At 30.6% G+C, this 17021-nt stretch carries 16 protein-coding genes; 15 read left to right on the top strand and 1 reads right to left on the bottom strand.

The window, feature by feature from the left end:
- Positions 1 to 12: 12 nt before the first annotated feature.
- Complete coding sequence (locus BUB80_RS05120; protein WP_073291553.1) at positions 13 to 387, bottom strand: Fur family transcriptional regulator; 375 nt, start codon at positions 385 to 387, stop codon at positions 13 to 15.
- A 192-nt stretch (positions 388 to 579) separates the two neighbouring features.
- On the opposite strand from BUB80_RS05120, the gene BUB80_RS05115 reads away from it, so the two are divergent.
- From BUB80_RS05115 to BUB80_RS05045, 15 genes are all read left to right on the top strand, one after another.
- Positions 580 to 1479 (top strand): NAD(P)/FAD-dependent oxidoreductase, encoded by a 900-nt coding sequence (locus BUB80_RS05115; RefSeq protein ID WP_073291739.1) that lies wholly within the window; start codon positions 580 to 582, stop codon positions 1477 to 1479.
- Positions 1480 to 1604: 125 nt separating this feature from the next.
- The gene (locus BUB80_RS05110) at positions 1605 to 1931 is read left to right on the top strand and encodes an ArsR/SmtB family transcription factor (RefSeq protein ID WP_073291552.1); all 327 of its coding nucleotides are present in this window, start codon (positions 1605 to 1607) and stop codon (positions 1929 to 1931) included.
- 58 nt (positions 1932 to 1989) lie between these two features.
- Positions 1990 to 2463: a DUF6428 family protein gene (locus tag BUB80_RS05105; protein ID WP_073291550.1), complete on the top strand. Its 474-nt coding sequence runs from the start codon at positions 1990 to 1992 to the stop codon at positions 2461 to 2463.
- An 18-nt stretch (positions 2464 to 2481) separates the two neighbouring features.
- Entirely contained in the window at positions 2482 to 3102 is a 621-nt protein-coding gene (locus BUB80_RS05100; protein ID WP_073291548.1) for an arsenate-mycothiol transferase ArsC, read from the top strand.
- Complete coding sequence (gene arsB / locus BUB80_RS05095) at positions 3092 to 4126, top strand: ACR3 family arsenite efflux transporter (RefSeq protein WP_073291546.1); 1035 nt, start codon at positions 3092 to 3094, stop codon at positions 4124 to 4126. The genes BUB80_RS05100 and arsB overlap by 11 nt, the downstream gene beginning before the upstream one ends.
- Before the next feature lie 133 nt (positions 4127 to 4259).
- The gene (glyA, locus tag BUB80_RS05090) at positions 4260 to 5525 is read left to right on the top strand and encodes a serine hydroxymethyltransferase (RefSeq protein WP_073291545.1); all 1266 of its coding nucleotides are present in this window, start codon (positions 4260 to 4262) and stop codon (positions 5523 to 5525) included.
- Positions 5526 to 5582: 57 nt separating this feature from the next.
- Positions 5583 to 6041: a regulatory protein RecX gene (locus tag BUB80_RS05085; protein WP_083547061.1), complete on the top strand. Its 459-nt coding sequence runs from the start codon at positions 5583 to 5585 to the stop codon at positions 6039 to 6041.
- A gap of 105 nt (positions 6042 to 6146) precedes the next feature.
- Positions 6147 to 6449 carry a DegT/DnrJ/EryC1/StrS family aminotransferase gene (locus BUB80_RS24055; protein WP_394334053.1) on the top strand — a complete coding sequence of 101 codons (303 nt, stop codon included), beginning with the start codon at positions 6147 to 6149 and terminating at the stop codon, positions 6447 to 6449.
- 217 nt (positions 6450 to 6666) lie between these two features.
- Positions 6667 to 8595 carry a polysaccharide biosynthesis protein gene (locus tag BUB80_RS05075; protein ID WP_073291540.1) on the top strand — a complete coding sequence of 643 codons (1929 nt, stop codon included), beginning with the start codon at positions 6667 to 6669 and terminating at the stop codon, positions 8593 to 8595.
- Between the two features lie 36 nt (positions 8596 to 8631).
- Positions 8632 to 9450: a polysaccharide biosynthesis/export family protein gene (locus BUB80_RS05070; RefSeq protein WP_073291538.1), complete on the top strand. Its 819-nt coding sequence runs from the start codon at positions 8632 to 8634 to the stop codon at positions 9448 to 9450.
- 69 nt (positions 9451 to 9519) lie between these two features.
- On the top strand, positions 9520 to 10821 hold the full coding sequence (locus BUB80_RS05065; protein ID WP_073291536.1) for a nucleotide sugar dehydrogenase: 1302 nt from the start codon (positions 9520 to 9522) through the stop codon (positions 10819 to 10821).
- A 67-nt stretch (positions 10822 to 10888) separates the two neighbouring features.
- Positions 10889 to 13249, top strand: a complete 2361-nt coding sequence (locus tag BUB80_RS05060; protein WP_073291534.1) for a GumC family protein — start codon at positions 10889 to 10891, stop codon at positions 13247 to 13249.
- A gap of 6 nt (positions 13250 to 13255) precedes the next feature.
- Positions 13256 to 14245, top strand: coding sequence for a mannose-1-phosphate guanylyltransferase (locus tag BUB80_RS05055; protein ID WP_073291533.1), 990 nt, complete (start codon positions 13256 to 13258; stop codon positions 14243 to 14245).
- Between the two features lie 33 nt (positions 14246 to 14278).
- Positions 14279 to 15784 carry a murein biosynthesis integral membrane protein MurJ gene (gene murJ / locus BUB80_RS05050; protein WP_073291531.1) on the top strand — a complete coding sequence of 502 codons (1506 nt, stop codon included), beginning with the start codon at positions 14279 to 14281 and terminating at the stop codon, positions 15782 to 15784.
- Between the two features lie 130 nt (positions 15785 to 15914).
- Positions 15915 to 17018, top strand: a complete 1104-nt coding sequence (locus BUB80_RS05045; RefSeq protein ID WP_083547059.1) for a glycosyltransferase — start codon at positions 15915 to 15917, stop codon at positions 17016 to 17018.
- Positions 17019 to 17021 lie beyond the last annotated feature (3 nt).

Raw genomic sequence — 17021 nt, 5'->3', positions numbered from 1 at the left:
GAAAGCTTCAAATCATGAGCAATCTGCACAATATCCTGAAATAAAGCCATTAAAGTTGACAGATTGATAACCAGTCGGTAATTTCACCTCAATTTCATTGGGAATACATTCTATTTTCCCACAGCTTAAACATCTGAAATGGAAATGATTATGTTGGTGTGCTTTTTCCGAACAGTTGACGCAGAATGCAAAATAATATTTTCCATCATCGCTTAAGATTTTATGCACAATTCCATCATCACAAAAGCTGTTTAAAACTCTGTAAATCGTAGCTCTGTCTACTTCATCTCCCAGTTTTTTTAATAAAATATCCTGACTAACCGCTGATTTTGAATTCTTTAAAGAATCCAGGATCAGCTGTTTTGTTTTTGTATTTCTCTTAAGCATATACAAATATATAAAATATTATTGCGATTTAGTCGCATTAATAAAAATTTGTTTTACATTTGCAACAAGCAACAAGCAACAAGCAACAAGCAACAAGCAACAAGCAACAAGCAACAAGCAACAAGCAACAAGCAACAAGCAACAAGCAACAAGCAACAAGCAACAAGCAACAAGCAACAAGCAACAAGCAATATGAAAAACTTTGACGTAATAATTATTGGAGGCAGTTATTCCGGACTTTCAGCGGGAATGGCTTTAGGCAGATCTTTGAGAAATGTTTTGATCATTGATAGCGGAAAACCTTGCAACAGACAAACTCCGCATTCCCATAATTTTCTAACTCAGGATGGAAAAACTCCAAAGGAAATAAGCATCATTGCAAGGGAGCAGGTGGAAAAATATAATACGGTAAAATTTCATGATGGAGTAGTGGTGAAAACTGCTAAGCTAGATCTCGGTTTTGAGGTCGAAACAGAAAAGGGTGAAAAGTTTAAGGCTAAAAAATTAATTATTGCTACAGGCATAAAAGACATTCAACCCAATATTCCCGGCTTTGCTGAATCTTGGGGAATTTCTGTTCTGCATTGTCCATATTGTCATGGATATGAAGTTAAAAATGAAATCACAGGAATTCTTGCCAATGGAGATATAGCTTTTGAATTTTCAAAAATGATTCTGAACTGGACAAAAAACTTAACCTTATTTACCAATGGGGAATCAAGTTTAAGTGAAGAGCAGACTCAAAAGCTAAAAAAGAAAAGCATCAACGTTAATGAAAATGAAATTGAAGAAATAATCCATGAAAACGGTCAAATTCAAAAACTACTTTTCAAGAACGGACAAGAGTTTTCACTAAAAGCATTATATGCAAAGATCCCATTTAAGCAAAATATCAATGTATTGGAGGATCTCGGTTGTGAAATGACTGAACAAGGATTTATTAAAGTTGATCCTTTTCAAAAAACAAATATTTATGGTATTTATGCTTGTGGAGATAATGTAACAATGATGCGCTCTGTTGCCACTGCCATTGCTCAAGGAAACTTCGCTGGAGCTATGGTGAATAAAGAATTAGTAGATGAACAGTTTTAATTATATTATATTTTTTTAATCCTTGTTGTACTTTCAGCAAGGATTTTTTTTTGTTAAAATTTGAAAAAATATTTGTCGGTTTTATTTATTATCGTAATATTGCGATATAAAATAAGCCATAAAAAATGGGTGCTACTAAAACAGATTTTTTTACCGAACAACAAAACCAGATTGCTACCATTGCAAAAGCTTTGGGGCATCCTGCCAGAATAGCAATCATAGAATACTTATTAAAAGTAAATGAATGTATATGTGGAGATATTGTTAATGAGCTACCGCTTGCCCAGCCAACAGTTTCTCAACATTTAAAAGAGCTTAAAAATGCGGGATTAATTAAAGGTAATATTGAAGGAAACACAATTTGCTATTGTATTGATGATAAAGCTTTCGAAGTTTTGAATACCTATTTCTCGAATATTATTTCTACAGTGAAAAAGCAAAACTGCTGTTAAAAAAAATTTGAACAAGTTTATCGTAATATTGCAATTTAACAATTTAAAATACATAAAAATGACTTTAGAACAAATTAAAAATATTCTACCATCATTAGAAAACGTAGAATTTCAATTAGAGAATGGAAAGTTTGTCCCTGAACATTTCCATGTCACAGAAATCGGAATGGTGACTAAAAACTTTATAGATTGTGGCGGTACCATGAGAAAAGAAGAAAGAGTGAATTTTCAACTTTGGGATGCGGATGATTTTGAACATCGTCTGAAACCGGGAAAGCTTTTGCATATCATTACGCTTTCAGAAGAAAAATTAAGTATAGGAAATTTTGAAATCGAAGTAGAATATCAAGACACAACGATTGGAAAGTATGATCTTGATTTTAATGGAAAGAATTTTATCCTTAAAAATAAGGTAACAGCCTGTCTAGCACAGGAAGCTTGTGGAATTCCTCAGGAAAAACAAAAAATAAATCTGAGCGAATTGAAAAATGATAAAGATTCTTGTTGTACCCCAGACTCAGGATGTTGCTAATCTTTTAAAATAACGGATATGAATGCTAAGCTATCAAAATATATAGAAGAAATTCTTACTAAAGAAATCAATGAAGAAAGAAAAATTATCTTACAATCATTGATCGATTTTATACAGGAAAAGGTAAGGTATCAGAAAGCAATTAACATCAATTTTATTTGCACTCATAACTCACGCAGAAGCCATCTGGCGCAGATTTGGGCACAAACGGCATCGTCACATTTTAATATTCTAAATGTAAACTGCTATTCCGGAGGAACGGAAGCAACAGCTTTATTTCCTAAAGTCATAGAAATCTTGGCAAATGCAGGATTTGAGAGTTGGAAATTAAGTGAAAATGAAAATCCAGTTTATGCCATAAAATATGCTGAAAACGCTTTACCTATTATTGGGTTTTCTAAAAAGTATGATGATGTTTTTAATCCGGTTAGTGATTTTGCCGCGATTATGACGTGTTCACAAGCAGATGGAGGTTGTCCTTTTATTCCGGGAGCAGAAAAACGTATTCCTATTACATTTGAAGATCCAAAAATAGCAGATAACACGTCTGAGCAAAATGAAATATACGAAGAAAGAAGTCTGCAGATAGCGACTGAAATGTTTTATGTTTTTTCTAAAATAAGTAAAAATGAAAACTGAATTAAAATTTCTTGATAGATATCTAACCCTTTGGATTTTTCTGGCAATGCTTATCGGAGTAGGATTGGGATATTTTGTTCCTTCCATTGCTATCATTACCAACTCACTTTCTGCAGGCACAACCAATATACCTTTAGCGATTGGGTTGATTTTAATGATGTATCCTCCGTTAGCAAAAGTAGATTATTCATTATTACCACAAGTTTTTAAAGATAAAAAAGTGATATCTATTTCGCTGATATTAAACTGGATTGTTGGTCCTGTTTTAATGTTTGTTCTTGCTGTTATTTTCCTTAGAAATGAACCTGACTTTATGATAGGATTAATTTTAATTGGCTTAGCAAGATGTATTGCGATGGTAATTGTTTGGAACGATCTGGCAAAAGGAAACAGAGAATATGCTGCTTTGTTAATTGCTTTGAATAGTATTTTTCAAATCATATCCTATAGTTTTTTGGTTTGGCTATTTATTAATGTACTTCCACAAAAGTTAGGTTTGGGTAATTTTAATGTTTCTGTTTCAATTAAGGATGTAACGGAAAGTGTGTTGATTTACTTAGGAATTCCTTTCTTAGCAGGCTTTTTAACTCGATATTTTCTCACAAGGTCAAAAGGAAAAGAGTGGTATAACCGAAAATTCATTCCTGTAATTTCGCCCATTACCTTATATGCGTTATTATTTACCATTGTGTTGATGTTTAGTTTAAAAGGCGATAAAATCATAGAATTACCAATGGACGCTGTGAAAGTTGCTATCCCATTGATGATTTATTTTGTATTGATGTTTTTCATCAGCTTTTTCATCAATAAATTTTTGAAAGTTCCTTACGATAAAAATGTTTCAATAGCTTTTACTGCAACAGGAAATAATTTTGAATTGGCTATTGCGGTTAGTATTGCTGTATTTGGAATTCATTCGGCTCAAGCTTTTGTCGGGGTAATTGGTCCTTTAGTTGAAGTTCCTGTCTTAATTTTATTGGTAAAAGTCAGTCTATATCTTAAAGAAAGGTATAAACTAATATGAAATTAGAAACGAATGTTGGGTAAATCAATGAATAATATTTAAAATTTTAGTCCAAAAATCATAATCCAGGATGGTAAAATCTTGTCTAAAAATCCGTATATTTGGGGTGAAAAATTTCAAAATCTAAAAGTAAATGGACATTATTTTCGACCTTATTGAAAAAGAAAGACAAAGACAATCCCATGGATTAGAGTTGATTGCATCAGAAAACTTTGTTTCTGAAAATGTAATGAAAGCAATGGGAAGCGTATTGACTAATAAATATGCAGAAGGATACCCGGGTAAAAGATATTACGGAGGGTGTGAAGTAGTAGATGAGGTTGAAACATTGGCGATCGATAGAGCAAAAGAGCTTTTCGGAGTTGATTATGTAAATGTTCAGCCGCATTCTGGTTCTCAGGCTAATGCAGCAATTTACTTGGCAGTTTTGAAACCTGGAGACAAAATCATGGGAATGGATCTTTCAATGGGAGGTCACCTTACTCACGGTTCTGCAGTTAACTTCTCAGGAATTCAATATAACGTAGTTTCTTACGGAGTTCAACAAGAAACTGGATTGATTGATTATGATCAAATGAGAGAAGTTGCTTTAAGAGAAAGACCAAAAATGTTGATCGCTGGTTTCTCTGCGTATTCAAGAGATTTAGATTATGCTAAATTCAGAGAGGTTGCAGATGAGATTGGAGCTACACTTTGGGCTGATATCGCTCATCCTGCAGGATTGGTTGCAAAAGGATTATTAAATTCTCCATTTGCACATTGCCACGTGGTAACAACAACAACTCACAAGACGTTAAGAGGTCCAAGAGGAGGAATGATCATGATGGGTAAAGATTTTGAAAATACATATGGTCACAAAACTCCAAAAGGAGAAACTAAAATGATGAGCCAAGTATTGGATGGAGCTGTTTTCCCAGGAATTCAGGGAGGTCCATTAGAGCACGTTATTGCTGGTAAAGCAATCGCTTTCGGTGAGGCATTGGATGTTCAGTTTGAAACGTATGCTAAACAAGTAAAATCTAATGCTCAGGCTTTAGCAAAAGCAATGGTAAGCAAAGGTTTTGATATTGTAAGTGGAGGAACGGATAATCACTTAATGTTGGTAGACCTTAGAAATAAAGGCGTAAACGGTAAAGAAACTGAAAAGGCACTTGTAAAAGCTGATATTACGTGTAATAAAAACATGGTTCCTTTTGACGATAAGTCACCATTCACAACTTCTGGAATCAGATTGGGAACTGCTGCGATCACAACAAGAGGATTGAAAGAAAACGATATGGAAACAATTTCAGAATTAATTTCTGATGTTGTTGATAATATTAAAAATGAAGAGGTTCTTACTTCTGTAAGAAAAAAAGTAAACGAATTAATGGAAGGTAAAGCTTTGTTTAACTACTAATTTTTACCGAATTTAAAATATAAAGAATGGGCTTATGCTCATTCTTTTTTTATAGCTATGGAAAAGAAATCTTTCACTTTTGATGAGATCAAGCTGAAACTGGTAAACTATTGTGTTTATCAGGATCGTTGTCATGCAGAAGTAGAGCAGAAAATGCGTGAGTTTATGTTGATTGATGAAGCTAAAGATGAGATTATTCTTTATCTTTTGAAAGAAAACTATTTAAATGAAGAAAGATTTACCCGAAGTTACATTCGAGGGAAGTTTTATATAAAGCATTGGGGAAGAAATAAGATCAAAATGAATCTGAAACAGAAACAAATTTCAGAAAAACTTATTAGTATATGTTTTGATGAAATTTATGAACCCGATTACGAAAAAACATTGAAAAAAATGTTTGAAGATTATTATTCTAAACAACTGGGTATAAAGGAATACCAAAAAAAAGCAAAAACTATTAAATATTTGATGGGCAAAGGTTTTGAATATGAGAAAATAAATGATATTTTTGAGTAAACATAAAATAAAGGTTGAAAGAAGAAAAAATTTGGCTTTCGCTTTGCCACATGAGAGGAAACTGAAGTTGGATATAACTATAGAATGAATAATATTTCCGCTTGAATAGGTAGTTTACAGATGAAAGTCTTGGGAAATGGGGTGAAAAAAAGCCAGAAAAATCATGATTTTTATCAACAAATTTTTAAAGATATAGACGGTGTAAATCTGTTTTCGGCCATAAATGAAGATTTTTATTCTAACTATTGGTTGAATACAGTTTTGATAGATGATTGTATTTTATCAAAAGAAAATGTGAAAGATTTTTTTTCGCAAAATAATATAGAAACCAGATATTTATGGAATCCTATCCATTTACAGCCTTTATATAATAAATATATTTTTTTGGAAGTGATTTTTCTGGTATAATTTTTGCAAAACGTTTGTGTTTGCCGTCAGGAACTAACCTTACTGATAATTGCAAAAATAGGATTACTGAGGTTTTATGTAAACTTAAAAAACTAAATTTATTTTTTTAATAGTAAGCATAGATAAAATTTTCTTTAATTTTGCAAGAATGCTAGTAAATTATTACTAATGAATATCAGGTTTTACATCTTATTAAATATGAACACAAATAACGACAATGTACAATTCTCTTAGAAACAAAATATTTGGAGGAGATAATATTGTCAATCTCTCGGATGTAAGATATCTTCCCAGATGGATAATTCTTGTTATAGATATTATTATTCTGGTTATATCATTATTCCTTTCTACTTATATTATTGAAAAAATCAGTATAAAAGAATTTATTTATCATGATAATGAAAGGACTGTTTTTCTTTCGATTATTGGGGTAAATGTTATATTCATGTATCTTTTTAAGACTTATGCAGGAATTATAAGACATTCAACATTTATTGATTTATTTAAATTATTGATCTCGTGCTTTTGCACAATGTTCGTTGTAGCGGCAATCAATATTGTTTATTTTTGGACTACCGGCGAGAAATTTATCCTTACTCCTTATCTTATCCTATATTTTATTATATCCTTTATGGGATTATTTCTCTTTAGATTATATGTGAAAGAATTTTTTCATATCGTTAGAGAATACCGAAGAAGTGCTTTAAAGAAAAGAATTTTGGTGTTGGGAATTGATGAACAGTCTATTGCTATTGCTAGAGCTATTTTAGATAATCCTAGTTTGCCATATCAGGTAGTAGGGTTTCTAACACAGAGAACCGATTCTAAAAGAGCTTCATTACTAGGAAAACCTATTTATGAAAAGAAAAGAATTGAAGAAAATTCAAAAGAAGATCTTATAATAGATGGTGTGATTATTGTTAAAGAGATGATGTCTAAAGACGAAATGAATTCATGGGTGAATTTATTTTTGGAAAAAGATTTAAATATTTTTAAAGCGCCATCTGTACAAAAACTGAGAGACAATGATTTAGGAGTTTCTATCAGAAATCTTCAAATTGAAGATTTACTTAATAGAAGACCTATCAAAATTGAAAATGAAGAGATTAAGAGTAGGCACTATAATAAAAATGTATTAGTGACCGGTGGTGCTGGTTCTATTGGCAGTGAAATTGTTAGACAAGTAGCGCAATTTGATCCATCTTTAATTGTTGTATTAGATCAGGCTGAAACCCCCTTGTACGATATAGAATTAGAAATGAAGGAGAAATTTCCTCATATCAGATTTAAGTTTGTTTTGGCTGATATTTCTAATAGGCATAGGATTGAGCCTTTGTTTCAGCTATATAACTTTTCAATGGTTTATCATGCAGCGGCTTATAAGCACGTTCCTTTAGTGGAAGAAAATCCTCATGAAGCTATTTTAGTCAATATTTTAGGATCGAAAAATATTTCAACGTTATCAAGTAAGTACAAAGTGAACAGGTTTGTAATGGTCTCCACTGATAAAGCCGTAAATCCTACGAATGTGATGGGGGCTTCTAAAAGGGCATCAGAGTTATTTGTACAATCTTTACAAAATGTTGAAGGTAATGTTACCAAATTTATTACAACTAGATTTGGAAATGTTTTAGGGTCTAACGGATCTGTTATTCCTCATTTTAAAAAACAAATTGAAGCGGGAGGTCCAGTTACCATCACTCATCCTGATATTGTAAGGTATTTTATGACTATTCCTGAGGCATGTGAATTGGTTTTACAAGCCGGGACAATGGGGCAAGGAGGTGAAATCTTTGTATTTGATATGGGAGAACCTGTCAAAATATTGGATTTAGCAAAAAGAATGATAAAATTATCTGGTTTCGAACCTGAAATTGATATTAAAATAATTTATACGGGATTAAGACCTGGTGAAAAATTATATGAAGAGCTATTAAGTGATAATGCAAAAACACTTCCTACTCACAATGAGAAAATTATGATATCTAAAGACCCAACAATGGAATTTTCGGATATAGAAGCATTAGTTAACTTAATCACCAAGGCATCTTTAAGAAGAGATAAAGTAGATGTAGTAAGAATTTTGAAGACAATTGTTCCTGAATTTAGGAGTAATAATTCTGTCTACGAGGTTTTAGATAAATAGAAAAAATATAAATGTATATTTGTACAATTTTAAGATATGAAGGGTAAAATTTTAGTTATATTTTGTGCGTTGGCATTGGTTTCTTGTAGAGTTAAGCAAGATGCAAAAAATGATTTGAATTATATGCAGAATATAGAAAATGTTGCAATTGAGTCATCTACAAAAAATTCAAGTTCTACGATTCAGAATGGTGATCAGTTGGTTATTCTTATAACTGCTAAAGATATGGATGTTGTAAAGCCATTTAATCAGAATTATTCTTCGTCTGAAATAATTCAAGCTAATGCTTATGCAGGAGGGAATACCCCTGGTCAGGGGACTTTAAGTGTTTCCGGACCTACTTATATAGTAGATTCTGAAGGGTATATAGATTTCCCTGTATTAGGAAAACTTAATACAAAAGATAAGACCCTTCCCGAGTTTAAGGAGTTAATTAGATCAAAAGTATCTCAGTACGTTATCAACCCTACAATAAATGTAAGGCTTGCTAACTTTAAAATTACAATATTAGGTGAGGTCAACAGACAAGGAGATTATATAATATCTAATGGTCAAGGAACGATATTGAATGCATTGGGGATGGCAGGAGATTTAACGATGTTTGGTAAAAGAGATGATGTTTTAATAATAAGAACTGAAAATGGCATTGTAACTCATGGGAAAATTAATTTGCAGGATGCTAATCTTATAAATTCTCCTTTTTATCATTTAAAGCAAGGAGATGCAATTATCATTGCTGCCAATAAAGTAAAAGATGTTTCATCTAAGCAAAATCCGAATACAGGGCTTTATTTAACAGCCGCTTCAATTGCTTTAACAGCCGCAGCACTTGTGATTAGTTTAATCAAGAAATAAAAGTTCAATGAATAATTATCTCATTATCTTTTTGAAATTGTATTTATAAAAGCGATATTGACTATTGAAATGAATGAAAAAAAATTATATAAAATAGCCATTATTGGTCAAGGTTATGTAGGTCTGCCTTTATCTTTAGAGTTTGCTAAGTATTATTCAGTTTTAGGATATGATATTAATACTGATCGTGTTGAAGAATTGAATAATGCTGAAGATAGCACTTTAGAAGCTGATCTAGAAAAACTGAATGTATCCCTGAGTCGATATAAAGAATCTGAAGGCAGTATAGGTTATAAGGCCACTTCAATGCTTGCTGAAATATCTGAATGTAATATTTTTATAATAACAGTTCCTACACCTATAGATAAGTATAATGCACCAGATTTAGGACCTCTTACTTCTGCCTCAAAAATGTTGGCAGAAATTATTAAGAAAGGAGATATTGTTATCTATGAATCTACTGTGTTTCCAGGTTGTACTGAAGAAGAATGTGTTCCTATTTTAGAGAAATATTCTGGACTACAATTTAATAAAGACTTTTACGTAGGATATTCACCCGAAAGAATTAATCCCGGAGATAAAGTAAACACTTTAACAAGTGTAAAAAAAGTGACGTCAGGATCTACAAATGAAATAGCAAATGAAGTAGATAACCTATATAAAAAAATTATTACAGCTGGAACTCATAAAGCTCCTAGCATAAAGGTTGCTGAGGCTTCTAAAGCAATAGAAAATGCACAAAGAGATGTAAATATTTCTTTTGTTAATGAGTTAGCTTTAATATTCGATAGGATGGGAATTGATACGAATGATGTTCTCGAAGCAGCGGGAACAAAGTATAATTTCTTAAAATATAAACCAGGTTTAGTAGGAGGGCATTGTATCTCCGTAGATCCCTATTATTTAGCTCATAAAGCTGAACAGTTGGGATACCATCCAGATGTCATTTTATCTGGTCGTAGAGTAAATGATTCTATTGCGAAATTTATAGCTTCGAAAGTTGTAAAATTGTTAATAGCCAAAAGTAATATTATTAAAAATTCACAAGCTTTAATTCTTGGAGTAACTTTTAAAGAAAACTGCCCAGACGTTAGAAATACAAAAGTAATTGATATTTATAATGAATTAGTAGACTATGGAATTGAAGTAGATATTTTTGATCCATGGGCGAATAAGCTAGAAGTGAGAGAGGAATATGGAGTTGATATTCTTGATCAACTTGTGAAGGATAAAAAGTATGATTCTATTATCATTGCAGTATCTCATAAAGAGTTTCTCACATTAGATTTTGAAAAACTAAAAAAAGAAGATAGTGTTATTTTTGATACTAAAGCTTGTATTGATAGAAGCTTAGTAGATGCAAGACTCTAATAAAAAACTAATTGATATTTGTTGTTGAATTGATAACAGAACAAATTGTAAAATTTAAAACTAAATAATGGATAATCCAGTTATTGAAGGATCAGAAAAAGAAATTAATATTCAGGAGATAATTAAACCCTATTTAAGAAATTGGATGTGGTTTATTATTGTACCTATTATATGCTTAGTTGCAACTTACTTTTATTTAAAGTTTGTTACACCTATATATAATATTCAGTCATCAGTTCTTATTAAAGATGCTAAAAAAACTCCTACTGTAGGGGTAGGTGAGTTTGGCGTTCTACAAGACTTATCTGGTTTGGGAGGAATGGGGACGAATAGTATTGATAATGAAATAGAAATTTTCAAGTCTAAAAAACTAATGTATGAGGTTGTAAAGCAGAATAATTTACAGACTTCAATATATGCGAAATCCAAATTAAATCAAGATGAACTCTATAAAGATACATCACCTATACTTATCCAAGTTATTAACGAAAAGGATTATGCAAATAAAATAACACCTGTAGCCATTAAAATTTCTGGCCAAAATATTGTTTTAACAAGTGATAGTTTTTCGGAAATTAAAACACAATTTAATAAAACAATCAACTTACCTTATGCAAATTTATTGATCATCAAAAATCCGATGTATAATAAATCTAAAGCTGGAGATGTAAGTAATATGTATTTTACCTATTCTACTATAGAAGGTACTGTTAATTATTTACAGAATATATTAAATGTAGGTTTAATTAATAAAGAAGCAACAGTTATAAATTTATCATTAAATTACCCAAATGTAAATAAAGCTAAGGATATTGTAAATACTTTAGTAAAGGCATATAATAATGATGCTATTAGTGATAAAAATTCAGAGTCTCAAAAAACTAAAGATTTTATTGATGATAGAATAAATCTTATATCAAAGGAACTGGGACAAGTTGAAAATGAAAAAGAACATTTCAAATCAAGCAATCAAATTACCGATTTGTCCACAGAGGCTAAAATAAGTCTTCAAACATCAGCTGAGGCTAGATCAAAACAAATTGAGTTAGAATCGCAACTTGAGCTTACTAATGCTTTAATTGATTTTATGGGAAGGCAAAATAATACCCAGGTATTACCTTCTAATGTAGGGTTAAATAGTACTACTGCCTCTGCTAATATAACAACTTATAATCAGCTTGTTTTAGAGAGAAATAGATTACTTGAAAATGCTACTCCTCAGAATCCTATAATAATTGATCTTAATAAGCAGATATCTTCTTTAAGAGGTTCTGTTATGGAAAGTCTATTGAAAAATAGAACAGGATTACAATTAGCTAAAAATCAATATCAGGGTGAACAGGATAATATAAGTTCTAAAATCACTAAAATTCCTGCACAGGAAAAGATGTTTAGAAGCATTGAGAGACAGCAACAAATAAAAGAGAATTTATATTTACTTCTATTACAAAAAAGAGAAGAAATTGCAATTTCATTGGCAGTTACAGCAAATAAAGCTAGAATTATAGATTATGCTTATGCATCACCTGGGCCTGTAGCACCTAAAAAAATGATTTTCCTATTAGGTTCACTATTAGTAGGGTTATTTTTACCTGTCATTCTTATTTACCTTAAAGAAATATTTAATAATAAAGTTAAAAGTAAGCATGATTTAGAAAAACTTTCTCATGCTCCTGTGCTAGGAGAATTACCAAGTATTTTAAAAGGAGAACCAGATATTGTACAAGTTAACGACCTTTCACCAATGGCAGAAGCCTTTCGTATTTTAATTACGAATGTCAACTTTTTATTACCTAAAAAAGAAAAGGGAAAAGTTGTTTTTGTTACTTCTACAGTTAAGGGTGAAGGAAAAACTTTCGTTTCTGTTAATTTAGCTTTGACTTTAGCGACGCCTAATAAGAAAGTGATTATTATAGGTTCAGATATAAGAAACCCTCAGTTGCAACGATATAATACTTCTAGAAGAGGTCTAACTGGTTTGACGGAGTATTTATATTCAGATCAAACTAAATTAGAAGATATAATACATGTTACTTCATTTAATCCATACTGTGACGTGATTTATTCAGGAATGATTCCGCCAAATCCAACAGATTTACTAAGTAATGGAAGATATGAAAAGTTATTAGATAATTTGAGGGATAAATATGATTATATTGTTATAGATACTGCTCCTTTATTATTAGTGACGGATACTTTCTTATTTGTAGATTTAGCTGATGCTATATTATACGTTACAAGATCTAAATATACCGAAAAATCTCTTATTGAGTTTGCCAATAGTAATATTGATAACAACAAAATTAAGAACGTCGGATTTGTACTTAATGATGTAGATAAACACAATTATGGATATGGAAATAAATATGGCTACGGTTATTCAGCTAAAGAAAAAACTTGGTTTGAAAAAATTAAAGAGAAATTGTAGATTGGAATGACTAAAATTATTAATATAATACTTTCTGGAGGAGTAGGTAGTAGACTTTGGCCTCTATCCAGAAAACGCAAGCCTAAGCAGTATCTGAATATTTTTGGTGAAAAATCTCTTTTTCAGTTAACAGCAATTAGAAATACTAGCCTATGTGATAGTTTAACTGTAATAGGAAATACTGATAATTTCGAATTGTCTTCAGAAGCATTACAAAAAATTGATATACAACAATATCAACAAATAGTAGAAGCCTCACCGAGAAATACCGCAGCTGCTATAGCTTTTGCTGCATTTTCAGCTGATAAGGATGATATCTTACTTATTACACCATCTGATCATTTAATAGAAGATGAAGATGAATATGCAAGATCTGTTAAGGAAGCAATTAATCTGGCGAAACAGGACTCGATTGTTACATTTGGTTTAGTCCCCACTAAACCGGAAACGGGCTTTGGGTATATTCAAATAGAAGGTAATAATGTATTAGGGTTTCGAGAAAAACCGAATTTGGAAACTGCCCAAGAGTTTTTATTAAAAGGTAATTTTTTATGGAATTCAGGGATGTTTTGTTTTAAGGCTGGGATTTTTTTAGAAGAGCTTAAAAAATATCAACCTGAGGTTTATACAATGTCCGAGATTGCTTTTAATGCAAGAATAGGTGATAAATTACCTATTGAACAGAGTATGGATATCCCTTCTATATCTGTGGATTATGCAGTAATGGAAAAGACTGATCGCCTTAAAGTAGTAAAATCAAATTTTAAATGGTCAGATATGGGATCTTTTGAGTCTCTTTATTATTATTTAAAGAATAATGGGCACCCCACGGATGAACTTGGTAACATGGTTATTGGAAGCAATATACATACAGAGTTTCTAGGAATTAAAAAAAGTATTTTAGTGGTTACTGAAGATGCTATTTTAGTTTTGAAAAGAGAAAAATCTCAGGATGTGAAGCGGATTTACGAGAATTTACCCACTATTATGCAATAGTTTTGCTAATTCATTAATGTATATATATATAAGATGAGAAAGCAAATTAGTATTTTGTTTTTTTTAAAAATACTCAAAATACCCATTAATTTACTGCTGTTGTCTCTTACGGCACGTTACTTTGGAGTCAGTATAGATAAAGACATTTGGTTACTTGCTTTTGCAACGATTACAACTCTGGATCTTGCTATTTGGGGGCCAATAAATGAAACATTTCGAACAAAATTTGTTTTCCTTAAAGAAAAAGAAAATGACGAGTATGCTATCCGTAAAACTCAGTCTCTTTTATTTTATTTTATTTGTTTCTCGGTTTTGGGGATAGTAATCATTGTATTATTTAATGCATTTTTTGCTCAAATTATTGCGCCCGATTACAATGAAAGTCAATTGGGAATTCTCCAAAAGATGCTCGTTTATATAGCACCAGCATTATTATTCAATCAATTAATGCAAATTGGAATAAGTATTTTAAATGCTTATGAAATCTTTTTTGTTGCAGAAATATCAAGCTTTTTTTCAAATATATTGAATATAGTTTTACTAATGCTATTTGTTAATCAATTCGGAATATATGCATTAGCAATATCTTATTATATTTCAACATTATTACTAATATTTTTTATTCTATTTTATTTTTACAGAAAAAAGATTCCACTTTTTAAGTACCGTTGGAATTTTAAATTTGATGGATTTAAGATGTTTTTTCTTTTTGCTATTCCATTTTTTTTACCCTATTTTTTTGGACAAATAAATACATTATTAGAAAAAATATTTGCCGCAGAATTAGGCACGGGATCAGTTTCTATTTTAGATTTCTCTAATCGTGTACCAATGTTATTGTATAGTATAATTTTAAGTGTTGTAACCACTATTGTTGTTCCAACATTGTCTAAATACTATATACGCTCTGAAAAAGAAAATTTTAATATTGAGTTTAAAAAGGTTTTTCGGTTAGGTATTTTATTAATAGGGTTAATTATTGGTTTTCTAATGGGGGGGGCATCTGCAGTAGTAGATTTTCTTTATGATAAAGGAAGTATTTCTCAAGAACAGCTTACAGCCATTTCGGAAATGACAGTTTTATATGCTGTTGCATTAATTGGTTTATTCTCATATATCTTGTTTGGAATGAGTTTATTGGCATCTGAAAAACACAAAATTTATGCATTAATGGGAATGCTGACACAAATTCTCGTTGTGGTGCTTAATTTCTTTTGCAGACCACTCTTAGGGATTTATACTTTTCCAATATCAATAGCTGTTGCTCATATTTTTTTTGCTTTCCTAATGAGCAGAGAATATCCTTTCAAAAGAGAATTGAAGCTAGAATTATTTAAGTATATTTTATTCATATTAGTACTTAGCATAATCATGTTTTGTGCAGGGAAATATATTATTATTGATAACTCCCTTCTAAAAATGGCTTGTATGGGACTTTTATTAAGTATTTCTGCATTTGGATTAAGTATAGTTTTAAAAATTGAAGAACGAAAGATAGCTCTCAAAACAATCAAGAGTAAAATAAAAAATAAACATTAAATCATTAAAAATGAGCATAGATGCTTTAAATCCAATTTTGATTTCTATTTGTTATTTTATCTTAGAAAAATAGAAGAACCAATAATGAAAAAAACGAGAAAAATTACTTCACTAATTCAAAAAAAATAGTATGGGAAGAAAGAGATTTCATTGTATATTTCCTATGGGAGAAAATGTACACCTGATAAAAGATGTTGGAATGATTCCCTATGTGTTACAAAAAGAAGGCTACTATGATTCCTACATCTCTTTCTATGAAAAAGCTGAAAATTTGCCCTATTTAAAAAATGAGGTAAAAGGTTTAAATTATAAACCAATAAAAAGAATCTTTAAGAATAATGATTTTAATGTTTTTCTTTTTTTGTTTTCCAATTTTAGGAAGATGGATTATGTAATGATGTTCCATCCTTCTTTCAAGAAAATTTTCATTTGTTTTTTATTTAAAATACTATCTTTTAACAGGCTAAAATTTTACTTTAAATTGGATTTGGATGAATCCATTTTTCAAAGTGATGTTACTAGGAAAACGTTTGTTAATAGTTTTAAGAAAAAGTTGTATAATTATACAGCATTGTTTACAGCTGAGACAAAAAAAATTAATGATTTTTTAAATAATGGATCATATTTTAATACGAAGTATTTAACTAATGGTTTTATTAATACTAAACCTTCTAACCCACCTGTTGAAAAAGAAAATATTTTATTAACAGTGGGAAGGATAGGATCTTATCAGAAAAATACTGAAGTTTTATTGGATGCTATTAAAAATATCAATCTTTTAGATTGGAAAATAGTAATAATAGGACCTATTGAAGAAGATTTTATTCCAATTGTTGATGAATTCTTTTTATCAAATCCATCTTTAAAACAAAACGTATACTTTTTAGGAAGTGTAAGTGATAGAGATCAATTGGAGGAATATTATCAAAAGTCTAAAGTATTTGTTTTAACTTCAAGATATGAAGGTTTTCCTTTAGTATTTACAGAAGCAATTAAAAATGGTTGCTTTATTGTTTCTAGTGATTTAGTCTGTGCAATAGATATCACCAATAATGAAGAGTTTGGTAGACTGTTTCCGATAGGAAATTCCCAAGAACTATCATTCATTCTTCAAAATGTTATAGATGGAAATACTTGCTTACCCCCTAAAGAAAGCATTATGAAATATGCAGAAGAAAACTACAATTGGAGTGTTTTAGTAAGAAGGTTATATGAATTACTAGAATCAAAATAAGTA

It is taken from the genome of Chryseobacterium polytrichastri (assembly GCF_900142445.1).
GTDB lineage: Bacteria > Bacteroidota > Bacteroidia > Flavobacteriales > Weeksellaceae > Chryseobacterium > Chryseobacterium polytrichastri.
Note: the sequence above shows the minus strand (reverse complement) of the source record. Positions and strands in the feature narration are given on the sequence as shown.

Bases quoted from the DNA above. Each gene is read 5' to 3' on its own strand.
- BUB80_RS05120 (WP_073291553.1), bottom strand. From the start codon at position 387: ATGCTTAAGAGAAATACAAAAACAAAACAGCTGATCCTGGATTCTTTA.
- BUB80_RS05115 (WP_073291739.1), top strand. From the start codon at position 580: ATGAAAAACTTTGACGTAATAATTATTGGAGGCAGTTATTCCGGACTT.
- BUB80_RS05110 (WP_073291552.1), top strand. From the start codon at position 1,605: ATGGGTGCTACTAAAACAGATTTTTTTACCGAACAACAAAACCAGATT.
- BUB80_RS05105 (WP_073291550.1), top strand. From the start codon at position 1,990: ATGACTTTAGAACAAATTAAAAATATTCTACCATCATTAGAAAACGTA.
- BUB80_RS05100 (WP_073291548.1), top strand. From the start codon at position 2,482: ATGAATGCTAAGCTATCAAAATATATAGAAGAAATTCTTACTAAAGAA.
- arsB (WP_073291546.1), top strand. From the start codon at position 3,092: ATGAAAACTGAATTAAAATTTCTTGATAGATATCTAACCCTTTGGATT.
- glyA (WP_073291545.1), top strand. From the start codon at position 4,260: ATGGACATTATTTTCGACCTTATTGAAAAAGAAAGACAAAGACAATCC.
- BUB80_RS05085 (WP_083547061.1), top strand. From the start codon at position 5,583: ATGGAAAAGAAATCTTTCACTTTTGATGAGATCAAGCTGAAACTGGTA.
- BUB80_RS05075 (WP_073291540.1), top strand. From the start codon at position 6,667: ATGTACAATTCTCTTAGAAACAAAATATTTGGAGGAGATAATATTGTC.
- BUB80_RS05070 (WP_073291538.1), top strand. From the start codon at position 8,632: ATGAAGGGTAAAATTTTAGTTATATTTTGTGCGTTGGCATTGGTTTCT.
- BUB80_RS05065 (WP_073291536.1), top strand. From the start codon at position 9,520: ATGAATGAAAAAAAATTATATAAAATAGCCATTATTGGTCAAGGTTAT.
- BUB80_RS05060 (WP_073291534.1), top strand. From the start codon at position 10,889: ATGGATAATCCAGTTATTGAAGGATCAGAAAAAGAAATTAATATTCAG.
- BUB80_RS05055 (WP_073291533.1), top strand. From the start codon at position 13,256: ATGACTAAAATTATTAATATAATACTTTCTGGAGGAGTAGGTAGTAGA.
- murJ (WP_073291531.1), top strand. From the start codon at position 14,279: ATGAGAAAGCAAATTAGTATTTTGTTTTTTTTAAAAATACTCAAAATA.
- BUB80_RS05045 (WP_083547059.1), top strand. From the start codon at position 15,915: ATGGGAAGAAAGAGATTTCATTGTATATTTCCTATGGGAGAAAATGTA.